General features: G+C 70.9%; 11 protein-coding genes. 9 read left to right on the top strand and 2 right to left on the bottom strand.

Annotated features, from left to right (window positions below; genetic code table 11):
* Positions 1 to 25 precede the first annotated feature (25 nt).
* Positions 26 to 1,120 carry an IS630 family transposase gene (locus tag B9S58_RS09605; protein ID WP_103531692.1) on the bottom strand — a complete coding sequence of 365 codons (1,095 nt, stop codon included), beginning with the start codon at positions 1,118 to 1,120 and terminating at the stop codon, positions 26 to 28.
* Positions 1,121 to 1,551: 431 nt separating this feature from the next.
* On the opposite strand from B9S58_RS09605, the gene B9S58_RS09600 reads away from it, so the two are divergent.
* The 9 genes from B9S58_RS09600 to B9S58_RS09565 all read left to right on the top strand — a co-directional run bounded on the left by B9S58_RS09600 (position 1,552) and on the right by B9S58_RS09565 (position 15,788).
* Entirely contained in the window at positions 1,552 to 8,487 is a 6,936-nt protein-coding gene (locus tag B9S58_RS09600) for a non-ribosomal peptide synthetase (RefSeq protein WP_258044277.1), read from the top strand.
* Position 8,488: 1 nt separating this feature from the next.
* A complete protein-coding gene (locus B9S58_RS38905) occupies positions 8,489 to 8,890 on the top strand; it encodes an NAD(P)/FAD-dependent oxidoreductase (protein WP_258044275.1) in 402 nt (133 codons plus the stop codon).
* A gap of 15 nt (positions 8,891 to 8,905) precedes the next feature.
* On the top strand, positions 8,906 to 9,685 hold the full coding sequence (locus tag B9S58_RS09595) for an FAD-dependent monooxygenase (RefSeq protein ID WP_258044274.1): 780 nt from the start codon (positions 8,906 to 8,908) through the stop codon (positions 9,683 to 9,685).
* Positions 9,682 to 10,641 carry an SDR family oxidoreductase gene (locus B9S58_RS09590; protein WP_103531691.1) on the top strand — a complete coding sequence of 320 codons (960 nt, stop codon included), beginning with the start codon at positions 9,682 to 9,684 and terminating at the stop codon, positions 10,639 to 10,641. The genes B9S58_RS09595 and B9S58_RS09590 overlap by 4 nt, the downstream gene beginning before the upstream one ends.
* A gap of 157 nt (positions 10,642 to 10,798) precedes the next feature.
* Positions 10,799 to 11,323: a flavin reductase family protein gene (locus B9S58_RS09585; RefSeq protein ID WP_258044273.1), complete on the top strand. Its 525-nt coding sequence runs from the start codon at positions 10,799 to 10,801 to the stop codon at positions 11,321 to 11,323.
* Positions 11,324 to 11,336: 13 nt separating this feature from the next.
* Complete coding sequence (locus tag B9S58_RS09580) at positions 11,337 to 12,545, top strand: acyl-CoA dehydrogenase family protein (RefSeq protein WP_103531689.1); 1,209 nt, start codon at positions 11,337 to 11,339, stop codon at positions 12,543 to 12,545.
* Positions 12,546 to 12,574: 29 nt separating this feature from the next.
* Positions 12,575 to 12,970 (top strand): hypothetical protein, encoded by a 396-nt coding sequence (locus B9S58_RS09575; RefSeq protein WP_103531688.1) that lies wholly within the window; start codon positions 12,575 to 12,577, stop codon positions 12,968 to 12,970.
* Between the two features lie 13 nt (positions 12,971 to 12,983).
* Positions 12,984 to 14,339 carry a hypothetical protein gene (locus B9S58_RS09570; protein ID WP_103531687.1) on the top strand — a complete coding sequence of 452 codons (1,356 nt, stop codon included), beginning with the start codon at positions 12,984 to 12,986 and terminating at the stop codon, positions 14,337 to 14,339.
* A gap of 33 nt (positions 14,340 to 14,372) precedes the next feature.
* A complete protein-coding gene (locus B9S58_RS09565; protein ID WP_103531686.1) occupies positions 14,373 to 15,788 on the top strand; it encodes an amidase in 1,416 nt (471 codons plus the stop codon).
* On the opposite strand, the gene B9S58_RS09560 is transcribed toward B9S58_RS09565, so the two are convergent.
* Positions 15,723 to 16,035 (bottom strand): helix-turn-helix transcriptional regulator (locus tag B9S58_RS09560; RefSeq protein ID WP_219818878.1); only part of this gene is annotated, 313 nt, incomplete at its 5' end. The two genes, B9S58_RS09565 and B9S58_RS09560, sit on opposite strands and share 66 nt — an antisense overlap.

Below are 16,035 nucleotides of genomic sequence, written 5' to 3'. Positions count from 1 at the left end.
CTAGTGTCTCGTGATCCTGATCGTGTCAGTTTGAGTTGTTATTAACGAGTTTCTTCATGTTGGTCTGGACGACGCGGACCTTCGCGAGGATCTCTTCGGCGGACGCGGTCCAGGTGAAGGGATTCGCGTCCTCGTTCCAGGAGTTGATGTAGTCGCGGATCTGCTTGACCAGGACGTTGACGCTGGAGAACGTGCCCCGGCGAATGGACTGCCGAGTCAGGATCCCGAACCAGATCTCGATCTGGTTCAACCATGAGGAACCGATGGGAGTGAAGTGGAAGCGGATGTGGGGGTTCTTCTCCAGCCATGCCTTCACCTCCGGCGTGGTGTGCGTGGACAGGTTGTCCAGGACGACATGGATCTCCTTGCCGGCGTGCGGCTTGGTCGCCTTCTTCAGGAAGGCGAGGAAGCTTGCCCCGTTCCGGCTCGGCCTGCACTCGCCGGTCACCTCACCGGTATGGACATTGAGGGCGGCGAACAGATTGGTGGTGCCGTGCCGTACGTAGTCGTGGGTGCGCTTCTCGCCCGCGCCGAAGGTGACCGGCAGTACCGGCTGGGTTCGGTCCAGCGCCTGTATCTGCGTCTTCTCGTCAATGGACAGCACCACCGCGCCGCCGGGCGGGGCCAGGTACAGGCCGACGACATCGGCGACCTTGTCCGCGAATGCGGGGTCCTTCGAGATCTTGAAGGTGCCGTTCCGGTGCGGCTTGAGGTTCTCCTCCCGCCAGATGCGGGCGACGTAGTGCCAGGACACCGAGATGCCCTCGCGCCGCTTCATGTGATTGACCAGCGTCCGCGTGGACCAGTGGGACAGCCCCGATTCCGTCGGCGGGGTTGTCTTCGTCAATGCGATCACCCGGGCCCGAGTGGTCGCGGGGACCTGATCGCGTCCGCCGCCGGGTTTCCGGGAAGCCAGTTGGGCAATCCCGCCCACGAGGTAACGGGCCTTGGCGCGGTCCACCGTATTCGGTGCGACTCCTGCGAGTTCGGCGATGTCCTTGCGTCGCCGCCCCTCGGCCGTCCACAGCACCAGGCGGGCCCGCAGAGCGGCATCGGCAGGGGCATGACGGCTGCCCGCCAACTCCCGCAGCTCATCGATCTGTTCGGAAGAGAGATCCACAACAGGCTAACGAAGCGACGCGCCATCAAGTTCCAACGACAGGATCACGAGACACTAGCCTGAGCCGAGCCGTTATTTATTCGCGTACGAATGGCAGGCGAAGGAGTGGCGTTCAGTGGGGATAGCAGCTGAATTCAGGGCCCTCGAATTAACCGGCTACCAGCGCGACATCTGGGCGGCCGAAGCAAGAACACCGGGGAACTGCCAATTCAACGTACTGGTCCACGAACGGCTGGCGGGCGCCGTCGACCGGGAGCTGCTCGGCGCCTGCCTGGCCCGTGCGGTGCGCGCGCACGACGCCTTCCGGCTGCGGTTCGCCGAGGACGGTGACGGGGTTCCCCGGGTCCGGCGGATCGCCGAAGCGCCGGACATCCGGCCACTGCCCTTCGAGCACATCGACCTCTCCGGCGAGCCGGACCCCCCCCGGCGCCGTGCGGATCTGGTGCGAACAGGAGCTGAGCCGGCCGCTGGACCTCCGGGACGGGCCGCTGTTCCGGGCCGCCGTGCTCACCGAGGGACCGGACGCCGTCCACCTCGTCCTGACCGCACACCACATCGTGACCGATGCCTGGGCGCTGAACGCGCTGACCTTGCGGATACTTTCCGACTACCGTGTCCGTGCGTCCCGGAACGCCCTTCCGGCCGGCCAAGACAAGGCCGCCGAGCCGGTTCTCCAGGCCGATTCTCCCTCGTACTGGGATTCCATTCAAGAATTCGGCTCACCGTCCGGCGGTGCGGGCCGGGAGAATGACCGCGAGTTCTATCGAAATTATCTGGCGGGCATAGCGCCCGCTCTCTTCACGCGTTCCGGCGCGGCACGGCCCGGACGCGGGCGGCACTCCTTCTCCGTGGACAAGGAGCTCGTCGGGCGCCTCCTCGACGCCGGGGCGTCCCCCTTCCCCTACCTGCTCTCGGCGCTCGCGGTATGCCTCGCGCGTATCCACCAGGCGGACGAGATCGTGCTCGGCGTGCCCTTCCTGAACCGTCGGACCGAGGCCAAGCGCTCGACCGTCGGTCAGTTCGCCAACAACCTGCCGCTGCGGATCCCGGTGGCGGAGGATCTGCCCCTGGTCGACCTCGCCGAACACGTCCGCAAGCAGATCGACGAGCTGAGGGAGCACGAGCGACTGCCCTTCGGCGACATCCTCCGCGAGGCGCCCACGCAGGGTGCCCACGGCCGCCGGCTGTTCGACGTCACCGCTTCCTACCTGCGTTTTCCGCGGCCACCGGAGATCCCGGGCATGGACCGGACAACCACGATCATGGCCCCGGTCCACGCCGCCGACGCACTGTCCGTCATGGTGCAGGCGTTCGACGACCAGCCGGGCCTGCGCGTCGACCTGGACTACGCCGACGACGTGTTCGACGGGCACCTCACGGCCGAGGCACTGGCCGGGCACGTCGGGCAACTCCTGCGCCACGGACTGGACTCGCGGGAACTGCCGATCTCGGCACTCCCCATGCTGACCGACGACGAGTACGAGGACGTCGTACGCCGCCGCCAGGGCGCCCCCGCGCCCTATCCCCGGGAGAAGACGCTGCACCAGCTGTTCACCGAGCAGGCGGCGCGCACCCCCGGCCTGACAGCCGTGGTCGACGGCTCCTCGGGCGCCGCACTGACCTTCGCCGAGCTCGACCGGCTGTCCAACCAGGTGGCGCGGGCGCTGCGCGAGCGGGGTGCCGGACCCGGCGAACGGGTCGCCATCCTCGCGGAGCGCGGCCCGGAACTGCTGCCCGGCCTGCTCGGAATCCTCAAAGCGGGCGCCGCCTACGTACCCGTCGATCCCGGCTACCCGCCCGCGCGGATCCGGCTGCTCCTGGAGGACTGCGGGGCGAAACTGGTCCTGCGCGGCGCGAACGAGGTCCAGGACCTGCCCACCGACGCCCCGGTGCTCCGGATCTCCGACCTGACCCATGGCTCCGACCTGCCCCTCGGACCCACCTCGCACTCGGACGACGTCGCCTACACCATCTACACCTCCGGTTCCACCGGACGCCCCAAGGGCGTGATGGTCGAACACCACGCGGTGGGGAACCGGCTGATGTGGATGCAGCGCCGCTACCCCATAGGTCCGGGCGACACGCTCCTGCAGAAGACGCCCGTCTCGTTCGACGTCTCGGTGTGGGAACTGCTGTGGTGGGCCGTCCAGGGCGCCCGGGTGGTACTGCTGCCGCCGGGAGCGGAGAAGGACCCGGGTCAGATCGTGCGCACGGTACGCGAGCACCGGGTGAGCGTGGTCCACTTCGTGCCCTCGATGCTCGGCCCGTTCCTCGACCTGCTGGAGGACGACCCGGACCGGGCCTGCGAAGTCCGCTCGCTGCGCTCCGTCTTCTGCAGCGGCGAAGCCCTGCCGCCGGAGCGGGCCACCCAGTTCAACCGGATCTTCGCCGGCGGCGACGCGCCCCGCCTGGTCAACCTCTACGGTCCCACCGAAGCCGCGGTCGACGTGACCTGCTTCGACTGCCCGCCCGCGTCCGAGGGCCCCGTCACCCGGGTGCCCATCGGGCGTCCCGTGGAGAACACCACGCTCTACGTGCTCGACCGGCACGGCCGCCCCCAGCCCGTCGGCGTCCCCGGCGAGCTGCACATCGGCGGCGTCCAGGTCGCCCGCGGCTACCTCAACCGGCCCGAACTCACCGCCGAGCGCTTCGTCAAGGACCCCTTCGGCCCCGGCGGCCGCCTCTACCGGACCGGGGACCTGGCCCGCCTGCTGAGCGACGGCACCGTTGAATACCTCGGCCGGAACGACGACCAGGTGAAGATCCGCGGCAACCGGGTCGAACTGGGCGAGGTACAGAACGCCCTCGTCGCCCTGGACGCCATCCGCGACGCCGTGGTCGTCGACCACCGGCCCGGCGGCGGCCGGGGCCCGGTCCTCGTCGCCTACTGCACCGCCGACCACGAACTCGACCCCGGCCGCCTGAGATCGGCCCTCGGCGAGGCGCTCCCCGCCTACATGATCCCGGCACACTTCGAACGCCTCGCCCGCATCCCTCTCACGCCGAACGGCAAGGCCGACCGCAAGGCGCTGCCCGCCCCGGACATCGGCGCGTCCGACGACCGGGACAGCGCGCCGCGCACCACCCAGGAGACCGTGCTCGCCGACATCTGGGCGCAGGTGCTCGGCGTCGAACGGGTCGGCGTCCACACGGACTACTTCGTGATCGGGGGCGACTCGATCAGCATGCTCCGGGTGCGGGCGCTCGCGGCGAGGGCGGGCATCCGGTTCTCGACGGACGACTTCGTCCGCAACCCGACCGTGGCGGCACTGGCCGAGTGCGCCGAGGCCTCGGCGGACACCGGGTCCGGCACCCCGGACGACTCCCTGTCCCCCGTTCCGTTCGCCCTGGTCTCCCCGGTCGACCGCGCCCGCCTGGAGACGTACGAGGACGCCTACCCGCTCACCCGCCTCCAGCTCGGTCTGCTGTTCCACAGCCGCGAGAAGCAGGATTCCGCGACGTACAAGGACGTCTTCCGCTACAGCCTGGCCATGCCGTGGCGTGAGCAGGAGTTCCGGGCGGCCTTCGGCCGTCTCGTCGGACGCCACCCGGTGCTGCGGTCGTCGTTCGCCCTCGCCGGCCACGCCGAGCCGCTCCAGATCGTCCGGTCCACCGTCGAGGGCGGGCTGAGCGTCGGCGACCTGCGGGCTTCGCCGGCAGCGGAGGCCGAGGCCGCCATCGACGAGCACATCGCGAGCCGGCGTCGGTACGACTACCGGTTCGATCGTGCGCCGCTCTACCACTTCCGGGTGTTCGCCCTGCCCGACACGGTCGAACTGGTCTTCAGCTTCCACCACGCCATCCTCGACGGCGGCAGCGTCGCCAACCTCGTGTCCGAACTCCTCCGGGACTACGGCCACCTGCTGGGAATGGACCTGGAGCCGGTACCGGACACGGTGCCCCCCCCCTCGGCCGCGCTGCATGTCGCCCAGGAGCGCGCGGCCATCGACGCGAAGGACGGCCGCGCCTACTGGCGGAACCTGCTCACCGACGCGGCACAACCCCATCTGGAGAGCTTCCGTCCGCACGAGGCGCCGGGGACGGACGAGCGTGTGGAGTGCGATCTGCGACTGCCCGCCGATCTCGTCGACGCCGTGCGCACCACCGCCCGCGACCGGCGGGCCCCGGTGAAGTCGATCCTGTTCGCCGCACATGTCCTGCTGCTGCGCGCCTTCTCCGGCGAGCGGGACGTCACGACCGGCCTCGTGACCCACAGCAGGCCGGACACCGAAGGCGCCGAGCGCACCTGCGGACTCTTCCTCAACACCCTGCCCATGCGGGTGGACGCGGAACAGGCCACGTGGTTCGACGTGGTGGGGCACGTCCTGGACCGGGAACGGGAGAGCTACCCGCACCGGCGAGTGCCGCTGGCGGTCATCCAGGAGGACCTCGGCCGCTCGACCCTGGTCGACACCTTGTTCAACTTCATCCACTTCCGCCAGCTCGGTGAGGTCTTCCGGACCCCCGGGATCGCCAGCCGCGGCTTCGCGGTCCGGGAGGAGACGAACTTCTCCCTGGTCGTCAATGCCATGGTCGACCCGGTGGACGAGGGCATCCGGCTCCGCCTCGACTTCTCCGGGCAGTCGTTCACCCCGGCCCAGGCGCGGTTGTACACCGACACCTACGTGCGGATTCTGCGCCGTCTCGCGGAGGAACCGGACGGCGCCGTCGAGTTCGGCTTCCTCGCTCCGGCCCCCGCACCCGCGCGGACCGGGCGTCCGCCGGCGAACGCGGTCCGCGCGTTCGAGGCCCGGGCACGCCGTACGCCCGAGGCGCGGGCGGTGGAGTTCGGGGACCTGACGTGGACCTACGCGGAGCTGGACCGGGTCGCCACACGGATCGCCGCGGGCCTGCTGGACTCGGGGGTGCGCCCCGGCGACCGCGTCGGCATCGCCATGGGCCGTACGCCCGGGACCGTCGCCACGATCCTGGGGACCGCGAAGGCGGGATGCTCGGCCATGCCGCTGGACACCGCCTATCCGGTGGACCGGCTGCGATCCATGATCGAACAGGGCCACCCCGCCTGCGTCGTCGTCGACGAGGAGCACCAGGACCTGCTGGAACCCACGGTCCGCCTCGCCCGGTACGACGCACTGGCAGCGACCGACCGCACCGCCGACCTGCCGGAGATCTCCGAGGACGACGAGGTGTACCTGCTGTTCACCTCGGGCTCGACCGGCCGGCCGAAGGGGGTGTCGGCACCGCACCGCTCCCTGTCCAACCTGGTGGCCTGGCAGAACGGGATCGCCAGCACCGCCGAGGGCGGCCGCACCGTGCAGTACGCGCCGCTCAGTTTCGACGTCTCCTTCCAGGAGCTGTACTCCACGCTGTGCGGCGGCGGCACGCTGGTCGTCGTCACGGAGGAACTGCGGCGGGACATGCCCGGTCTGTTGCGGCTGATGGACCGGGAGCGCGTCGAGCGCATGCACGTGCCCTATGTCGCCCTCCAGCAGCTGGCGGAGGCATCGGTCGCCCTCGGCCTGGTGCCGCGGAGCCTGCGCGTGCTGTGCTCCTCGGGCGAGCAGTTCCGGATGACCGACGAGATCCGCCGCTTCTGCGCCTCTCTCGACGACGTCGTGCTCGACAACCACTACGGCCCCACCGAGACCCATGCCGCCGCCTTCCACGAGATGACCGGCGAGCCCGGCACGTTCCCCGCGCTGCCTCCGGTGGGGCAGCCCATCCACGGGGCCCGGCTGCTGGTCCTGGACGCCCGGATGCGCCCGGTCCCGATCGGGTCCCGGGGCGAGATCCACGTCGGCGGAGCCGGTCTGGCCAGCGGCTACGCCGGCCGGTCCGACCTGACAGAGGAACGGTTCGTACCCGCCCCGGACGGCGACGGACTGCTCTACCGCACCGGGGACGTCGGGATGGTCCTGCCCGACGGGAACGTGGTCTGCCTCGGTCGCGCCGACCGGCAGGTCAAGATCCGCGGCTACCGGGTCGAACCGGCGGAGGTCGAACTGGTCGCCGCCGGGGCGTCGATGGGCGGCTCCGGCGTGATCACCGACATCGCCGTGATCGCCCGGCGCGATGCGGCGGGCGGCACCACCCTCATCGCTTTCCTGGTCGGCGACGCCGAGCGTACGGACCTGGACGGCCTGCGGCGCCACCTGCGCGCGAAGCTGCCGGACTACATGGTGCCCGCGCACTTCGTCTGGCTGCCTGCCATCCCGCTCACCCCGAACGGCAAGCGCGACGAGGCGGCACTGCGACAGGTGCAGCCGGCCCGCGCGGAGCTGACCGAACGCGTCGGCCCCCGGGACACCCACGAGCGGGTCCTGGCCCAGCTGCTGGCCGATCTGCTGCACGTACCCGAAGTAGGGGTACACGACAATCTGTTCGACCTGGGTGCCACCTCGATCACGGCGATGCGCCTGGTCGTCCTCATGGAGGAGCGGTTCGGCACCGCGATCCCGCTGTCGGACTTCATCGTGGCGCCGACCGTGGCCGAACTGGCCGGGCGGCTCCGCTCGGCGGGCACCACGACCACCGGATTCGACCCGCTGGTGGCGATCCGGCCGGAGGGCACCCGACCGCCCCTGTTCTTCGCGCACCCCATGGGCGGCAACGTGCTCTGCTACGTACCGTTCGCCAAGCGGCTGCCACCGGACCAGCCCTTCTACGCCTTCCAGGCGGCCGGGGCGGACGTCGGCACGGAGCCGGTGCGCGGCCTCGGACAGCTCGCGGCCGAATACATCGAGGCGATGCGCCGCGTCCAGCCGTCCGGGCCCTACCACCTCGGCGGCTGGTCCTTCGGCGGATTCGTCGCCTTCGAGATGGCCCGCCAGCTCCACGCCGCCGGGGAGAGCGTCGGCTCGCTGATCCTGCTGGACACGACGGCGCTCAACCCGGGACGGCGGCCGTGGACCGACGACGAGGCCCTGCTCGGCTGGTTCTTCTGGGAGCTGCTCTGGCTCCAGCACGGCAGCGCCACGGCCGGCGACCTCCTGCCGCCCGGTCTGGACACGCTGGAGGAGAAGTTCGCGTTCATGACCCGGCTGGCCATCGACGAGGGCGTACTGCCCGCGGGCAGCGGCGACGCCGTCGTCCGTCGGCTGTTCCGCGTGTACGAGGCCAACTGGCGGTCGGCCTTCGACTACCGGCCCGGCGTCGTGGACTACGACGTACTGCTGGTCCGCGCCGTCGATCCGCTGCCGGGCGTGCTGCTGGAGATGCACACCGCGATCGACAGCATGCACGCCGACGAGACCAACGGGTGGCGGGAGCGCACCTCCGGCCGCCTCACGGTGATCGATACCGAGGGCGACCACCTCACGATCATGGAGGAACCGCGCGTGTCGGACGTCGTCGGCACGGTGCTCAGAGCGATCGGACTCCGGACGAGCGAAAGCGGGCAGCACTGATATGGGCAAGACACGAAGCGCCATCGTCATCGGCGCCGGCATCGGCGGACTGACCACGGCCATCGCGCTGCGGCGCACCGGCTTCGACGTGGAAGTGTTCGAGCGGGCTCCGGAACTGAGGGCCGCCGGATTCGGCCTGTCCGTGATGAGCAACGCCACAGCCGCGCTCGCCACCCTGGACATCGACCTCGGCCTGGAGAAGCGCGGCCGGGTGATGGAGACGTACCACGTCAAGGACTGGAAGGGCAGGCTGATCCGGGAGTTCCCCTTCCCCGAGATCACCCGGCGCATCGGCGTCCCGTGCGTGTGCATCAGCCGGGCCGATCTGCTCGCCGCGCTCCTCGACCAGACGGCGGACATACCCATCAGGCTGAACGCCGCCGCCGAACGGTTCGAGGTGTAGGGCGACCGGGCGCGGGTGCGTTTCACCGACGGCGCACGGGCCGAGGCCGATCTCCTGGTCGGCGCCGACGGGTTCAACTCGGCCGTCCGGCGACAGCTCGCCGGGCCGGACGAACCCGCCCACGACAGCGGGTACATCGCCTGGCTCGGCATCACCGAGTACAGCCACCCCCGGTTCACCCCCGGCTCCGTGGTCCACCTGTGGGGCGACGGGATGAGATTCGGCCTGGTCGACATCGGCCGGGGCCGCCTCTACTGGTGGGGCACGAAGAACATGCCGTTCGAGCGGTCCAGCACCTGGGACGGGGGCAAGGCGGGGGTGCTCGACGCCTACTCCGGCTGGCCGGACGAGGCACGGGAGGCGATCCGGGTGACCCCGCCCGCCGACCTGCTGACGCTGAACACCCGGGACCGCTCGTTCCTCCAGCCCTGGGGCACGGGCCCGGTGACCCTGCTCGGGGACGCCGCCCACCCGATGCTCACCAGCCTCGGCCAGGGCTCGGCCATGGCGATGGAGGACGCCGCCGTCCTCGCCCAGCACCTGCGGCACGCCCCGGACGTGCCGCGGGGGCTGCGCGGCTACGAGGCGGCACGGTACGACCGCACCCGGACGATGGTGGAGGCCACCCGCTCCATCAGCGAGTTCGAACAGTCACAGGGACCCGTCCGCCGCAGGGTCCGCGACGGCTACTTCCGGTGGATGTCCCACCGGAAGCTGGTGGGCAAGCTCGAACCCGCGCTGACCTTTCCGGGCGCCGGCATCCTTCCCGGCACGGACGAAAGGACGGACCGATGAGCAGGCCCGCAGCGCACGGACCACACGGCAGGCGCCTCCCGCCCCACGGAGCGGTCGTCGTCACGGGCGCCTCTTCGGGGCTGGGCCGCGAATGCGCCCTTGAGCTGGAGAACCGGGGATTCCAGGTGCTCGCGGGGGTCCGGCGGAGCGAGGACGGAGAGAAGCTGCTCACCGAGTCGCAGCACGGCAGGCTCCGCTACGCCCTCATCGACATCACCGACGACGCGTCGGTACGGGCCTCGGCCGAACTCGTCGCACACCAATACGGCGGGCTGCGGGGCCTGGTGAACAACGCCGGAGTCTGCGTCCCGGGCCCGCTGGAGTGCATCGACGGCGATCAGCTCCGCCGGCAGCTCGACGTCAACGTGGTCGGGCACCTCGCGATGATCCGCGCGCACCTGCCGATGCTGCGCCGGTCGAACGGCCGGATCGTCAACGTCACCTCCGGCCTGGGCAAGGCCGCCGTGCCGTTCCTCGGAGCCTATTCCGTCGCCCAGTTCGCCAAGGAGGCGCTGAGCGACGCCCTGCGGCGCGAGCTGGCGCCCAGCGGCGTGCGCGTCTCGGTCGTGGCACCGGGCGCCATCCTCACACCGATCTGGACCAAGGTGTCCCAGGCCGGCGAACAGGCGCTGGACGACGCCCCTCCCGCGGTGGCCGACCTCTACCGGTCCGCCCTCCAGGCGTTCCTGGAGGGCAACGCACAACAGGCGATGGCGAGCAGGACCACCCCTGAGGACTTCGCCCGCACGGTCGTCCGCGCCCTGACCGACGCACGCCCCCGGGCACGCTACTGGGCCGGTGCGGACGCCCGCCGGATGGCCCGCCTGGCGAGGCTGCTTCCCGACCACCTGCTGGACCGCCGGTTCAGGGCGATCACCGCCCTGGTGGGCGCGCCCGGCCCGGCTGGCCGGCGGCCGGAACCGCGACCGGGCCGGGACGACTGCGTATTCGAGTAGTACCGGAGGGAAATGCCTGTGCGCACCCCGCACCCCTGGCTAGCGTACGCAGCGTTCGCTTCGCGAAGGAGAAACTCCGCCGGAAGCTTTACGGCCGAAAACCCACCGGCACGACCCTGCGAAAGCGCCTGGCCCATTCACGCTCTGAGGAGAAGGAATGGTTACGGAGCGAGATTTCAAGGATCTCATGGCCGATGTCTGCACTCCGGTGGCGGTGGTCACGGCGATGGCGGACGGCCTGCCCCACGGCACGACGGTCGGCTCGCTCACCTCGCTGTCGCTGCGTCCGCCCATGGTGACCGTCGCGCTGGAACACCGCTCCCGCCTGCTGCCGAAGATCCTGGGGGCCGAGCGGTTCGGCGTGAATCTGCTCGGCGCCGGACAGGCGGGCGTGGCCCGCGCGTTCGCCTCCTCGGCCCCTGACCGGTTCGAAGAGGCCGACTGGTGCCTGGACGACGGCCTCCCGCGGCTGCGGGAGGCTCCGGGCTGGCTCGGGTGCCATCTCCAGCGGTACGTCGTCGGCGGGGACCACCTGCTGCTGCTCGGCCTGGTGACCCGGGTCGCCGGCACCCGGGCCGTCGCCCCGCTCGTCTACGGGCGCCGGACGTTCGGCACGCATTCCGCTTTCGCGCAGGAAAATACCCGATCCATCACCGACCACATCGCTGCATTCGCCCACTGAGACGGAGATTTCCATGGCCGACCCCCGGACAGAGAAGAACCACCTTTCCCCGGAACCGTCCGACCTCCTCCGCAACGCACGCGAACTCGTCCCGCACCTCGCCCGCAACGCCGAACAGGGGGAACGCGACCGGCGGCTGCCCGACGAATCCGTCAAACTCCTCACCGACGCCGGCATGTTCAGGATGGCCGTACCCCAGCGGTACGGCGGTCATGAGGTGTCCCTGCGCACGCTGATCGATGTGTCCGCGGTCCTCGCCGAAGGGGACGGCAGCAGTTCGTGGGTGGTCGCGGTCGGCAGCTCGCTGGCGTGGGTCGTCAGCCTCTTCCCCGAACAGGCCCAGGACGAGGTGTTCGGGGCCGACCCCGACACCAGGGTGTCCGGTGTGCTCACGCCGAGCGCCACCGCCGAGCGGGTCGAGGGCGGCTTCCGCGTCTCGGGCCGATGGCACTACGCCTCCGGCTCCTGGCACGCCGGCTGGTCCGTGATCGGCTTCCCGGTGCCGGACTCCACGGGGCAGATCGTCGACCAGGGCATGGCCCTGATACCCGCCTCCGACTACACGGTTCAGGACACCTGGTTCGTCGCCGGCATGCGCGCCACCGGCAGCAACTGCCTGGTGGCCCAGGACGTCTTCGTACCGGACCACCGGGTGGTGTCGGTGCCCAAGGCGATGGCGGGCGACTACCCGGTGCAGCGGTCCGGCGGTCGGCAGCCCCGCTCGGCCTTCGTGCAGTTCCTCACCGCCGCCCCCCTGGTGGCCACCCAGCTGGGCCTAGGCCGCGCGGCACTGGGGCTGGTCAAGGACAAGGCCGCCGACAAAGCCATCACCTTCACCTTCTTCGAGAAGCAGCGCGACTCGACGGCCTTCCAGCTGCGGATCGCGGAGGCGACACAGAAGATCGACACCGCTCACCTGCACGTCCACCGCGCCGCCGCCGACATCGACGGGGCGGCGGAACGCGGCGAGGCCCTGGACCCCCTGCAGCGGATTCAGGCGCGGGCGGACCTCAGCGGAGCGGTCGGGCACATCACCGAGGCGATCGACATCCTGCTGACCGCGCACGGCGCGGCCAGCTTCGCCGACACCAACCCGCTCCAGCGGATCTGGCGGGACTCGGCCGTGAGCGCCCGGCACGCCATCCTCCAGCCCGCGATGATCAAGGAAATGTACGGCAAGGCCCTGCTGGGCGTCGAAGAGCACATCTCTCCGCTGGTCTGACGCGGACACCTCGTAAGGGAGAGGGAGACATGGCCGCACGCGCATACGGCACCAAGCAGGCGAACTGGCAGCAGTTCGCCGACACCCGCATCTACATCGGCGACCTGGCCGACGACGGGGTCCCGAAATCGATGGGCGCGGGATTCGCCTGCCTGCACCCCGGCGACGTCATGGAATGGGTGCCCAGCTACGACGAGTTCATCGTCGTCCTGTCCGGACGGTTCGCCGTGGACTTCGCGGGCGGTTCGGTGACCGCGGGCCCCCACGAGATGGTGTGGGTGGAACAGGGCGACCCCGTCGCCTTCCGGGCCGACGGCGAGGAAGTCCTGCTCGCCTTCGGCACCAACCCGCCCTGGCAGACCACCCCGGAGACCCGGGCGAGCGCGGCCATGTTCCGGCCGCTCGCCGCGTCGCCGGTCGACTGACCGGGGGAAACACATGTCCACGACCTCCAGGGCCGTCCGGGCGGCGCAGCGGGAACTGAGCCCGCTGGAACGCTGGTACTGGATAGCCGACCAGATCTCACCGCTGAACGTCGTCGGACGGGTCCGCCTGCACGGACCCGCCTCCCACGCCTCGTTGCGCTCCGCCCTGGCCGAACTCCAGGCCCGCCACCCGCTGCTGCGCGTGGCGATCGAGGCCGACGCGACGGGACGGCACCCGCGCTTCGTCCCGGTGGACGACCGTCCCGTCCCGCTCGACCACCGCACCCTCGACTCGCCGGAAGCCGTCGAGAACGGCTGGGCGCACGTCATCGACGAGGAACTCGTCAACGGCCGCATCGACCCGCACGCCGGTCCGCTCGCCACGACCGTCGTGCTCAGCGGCCCCGGGCCGGCCGGCGAGGTGCACGACCTGATCCTGAGCGCGCCGCACGTCGTCGCGGACGGGACCACGGTCATCTCCCTGCTGCGGCAGTGGGCGGAACTCGCTGCCGACGGCCCCGTCGAACCGCGTGCGGTGCTGCCCGCGGCCGAGGACCTCTTCCCGGCCGAACACCGCGGCACGGCGGGGCGGATACGGGCGAAGGCGAAGGCCGACCGGGACGAGGGCGACCTCGAACGCCTGCGGCCGCGGCGCGTGGACGCCGACCGGCCCGTGCCCTTCGAGCAGCGCCGCACCCGATTCCTCCACCGGTCGCTGGACGCCCCGACGCTGGACCGGCTGGCCCGGACCTGCCGCACCCACGGGGTAACGATCCACGGTGTGCTCGCCGCCGCGATGGTGCGCGCGCTCGCCACGGACGCCGGGGCCGTCGACGCAACCTGGTACTCGATCGGCTCCCCGGTCGACTTCCGCGGCGACCTCGAACCGCCGGTGGGCCCCGACGACGTGGGCAGCTATGTGGCGACGATTCCCTCCCTCGTCGAGCACCGGGCGGACCGTCCGCTGTGGGCCACGGCAAAGGAGATCAGCGCCGACCTCAAGAAGCGGAAGGCCCTGGGCGAGCAGTTCTCCATGATCAGCCTGATCGGCGGCTCCGGCCCGCAGACCCTGGCCGAGAGCCTGCCCTTCGTCCGGCACCTGGACGAGAAGGGGCCGATCAACTTCTGCCTCTCCAACATCGGCCGGTTCCCGTTCCCGGACGCGATCGGCCCGTGGCGGGCGACCGGCGCGCAGTTCGTCGCCTCGCTGTCGGTGGTGGGGGCGTTCGTCGCCACCGTCAACTCCAGCCACCACCAGCTCGCCTGGAACTTCACCTACGCCCAGGGACTGGTCCTGGACGAACGCGCGGCGAGGCTCGCCGACAGCTGTGTGGAACTCGTCCTCGCCCTCGTACGAGCAGCCGACTGAAGTCCGGCCACGAACCCCAGGAGAGCACCTCCGATGGAATCACCGCCCCACACACCCGCCGGGTCCCCGGCCTTTCTGCCCGCCTCCGAACTACGTGACCTGATCCGGAACAAGGAACTGTCCGCCCTCGACGTCACCGAAGCGGTCCTCGACCACCTCGAAACGGTGAACCCCCGACTGAACGCGGTGGTCGCCGTGCGCACGGAAGGCGCGCTCGCGGACGCGCTGCTGCCGGAGGAGCGCGGCCCGCTGCACGGGATCCCGTTCACCGTCAAGGACGCCAACGAGTCGGCGCAACTGCCCACCGCCTTCGGGTCGCTGCCCTTCGCCGGCTACCGGCCCGGTTTCGACAGCGAGGTGGTCGCCCGGATCCGGCGGGCGGGCGGCATCCTCGTCGGCAGCACCAACATGCCGGAGTTCGGGCTGCGGATCACGACCGACAACCGGGCGTTCCCGCCCACCCGCAACCCGTGGAAAACCGAACACGGCCCGACGGGCTCCAGCGGCGGCGCGGCTGCCGCCGTGGCGGCCGGCATCGGTCCGCTCGCCCTGGCGGCCGACGGTGCGGGCTCCGTGCGGGCGCCCGCTTCCGCCTGCGGAATCGTGGGGCTCAAGCCCACCCGCGGACGCACCCCGTGGGCGCCGGCCTCCCAGGAGCAGTGGGCGGGATACGTCGTCAACGGTCCGATGGCTCGCACGGTCGGCGACGCCGCCCTGATGCTCGACGCGATGGCGGGGCCGGTCGTCGGAGAGCCGTACGGGCTGCCGCAGCCGTCCGGCTCCTTCCTGGCCGCCGGCGTCCGGCCGCCGCGGCGGCTGCGCGTGGCGTACACCTGCACACCGCCGCACGGCACCGTCGTCCCCGAGGTGCGGGAGGTGTTCGAGCAGGCGGTGTCGGACTTCGGCGAGCTGGACGTCGAGATGGTCGAGGCGTCGCCCGACCTCGGCGGGCTCCTGGACCCCCTGCTGACGGTCATCGCCGCGAACGTGGCCGCCATGGTCCGCGGCGTGCCTCCGGAGCAGCTGGCCGAACTGGAGTCGACGACCCTCGACATCGCCCTGCGCGGGGAGCGGCTCGGCGCGGTCGATTACTGCGCCGCCGTGGCGACCGCCCAGCGGCGGGCGGCCGACGTCATCCGCTTCTGGACGCGGTACGACGTACTGCTCAGCCCCACCCTCACCGTGCTCCCGCCGCCGCTCGGGACGGCGGTCGAGGGCACGGGGTTCGAGGAGCGGTGGCGTGAGTACGCCGACTGGCTGGCGTTCACCTACCCCTTCAACATCACCGGCCAGCCCGCGATCTCGCTGCCCGCGGGGCGGACCGCCCAGAACCTGCCGGTCGGCGTCCAGCTGGTCGGCGCGCCCGGTGCCGAGGCCCGGCTCCTAGGTCTGGCCGCCGACTTCGAACGCGCCCGGCCGTGGGCGCACGCGTGGCCCCGGCTCGGGTGACTCGTCGGACGGGTCGCTCCAGCCGGTCTCACGCAGCAGGGCGATGCGGGAGTTCACGCCGGCCTTCTGGAACAGCTTCTTCAAGTGGTAGTTGACGGTGTGCGGGGAGATCCCCAGCCGCCGGGCCATCTGCTTGTTGGTCAGCCCCTCGGCGACCAACTGTACGATCAGGTTCTCCTGGCCGTTGAGGTCCGGCGGCCCGGCCGAGGTCGCGTACGAGGAGTGGTCGAACTTGCCCCCCGAGTGC

This window comes from Streptomyces sp. SM11, assembly GCF_002910905.1.
In the GTDB taxonomy this organism is placed as follows: domain Bacteria; phylum Actinomycetota; class Actinomycetes; order Streptomycetales; family Streptomycetaceae; genus Streptomyces.
Note: the sequence above shows the minus strand (reverse complement) of the source record. Positions and strands in the feature narration are given on the sequence as shown.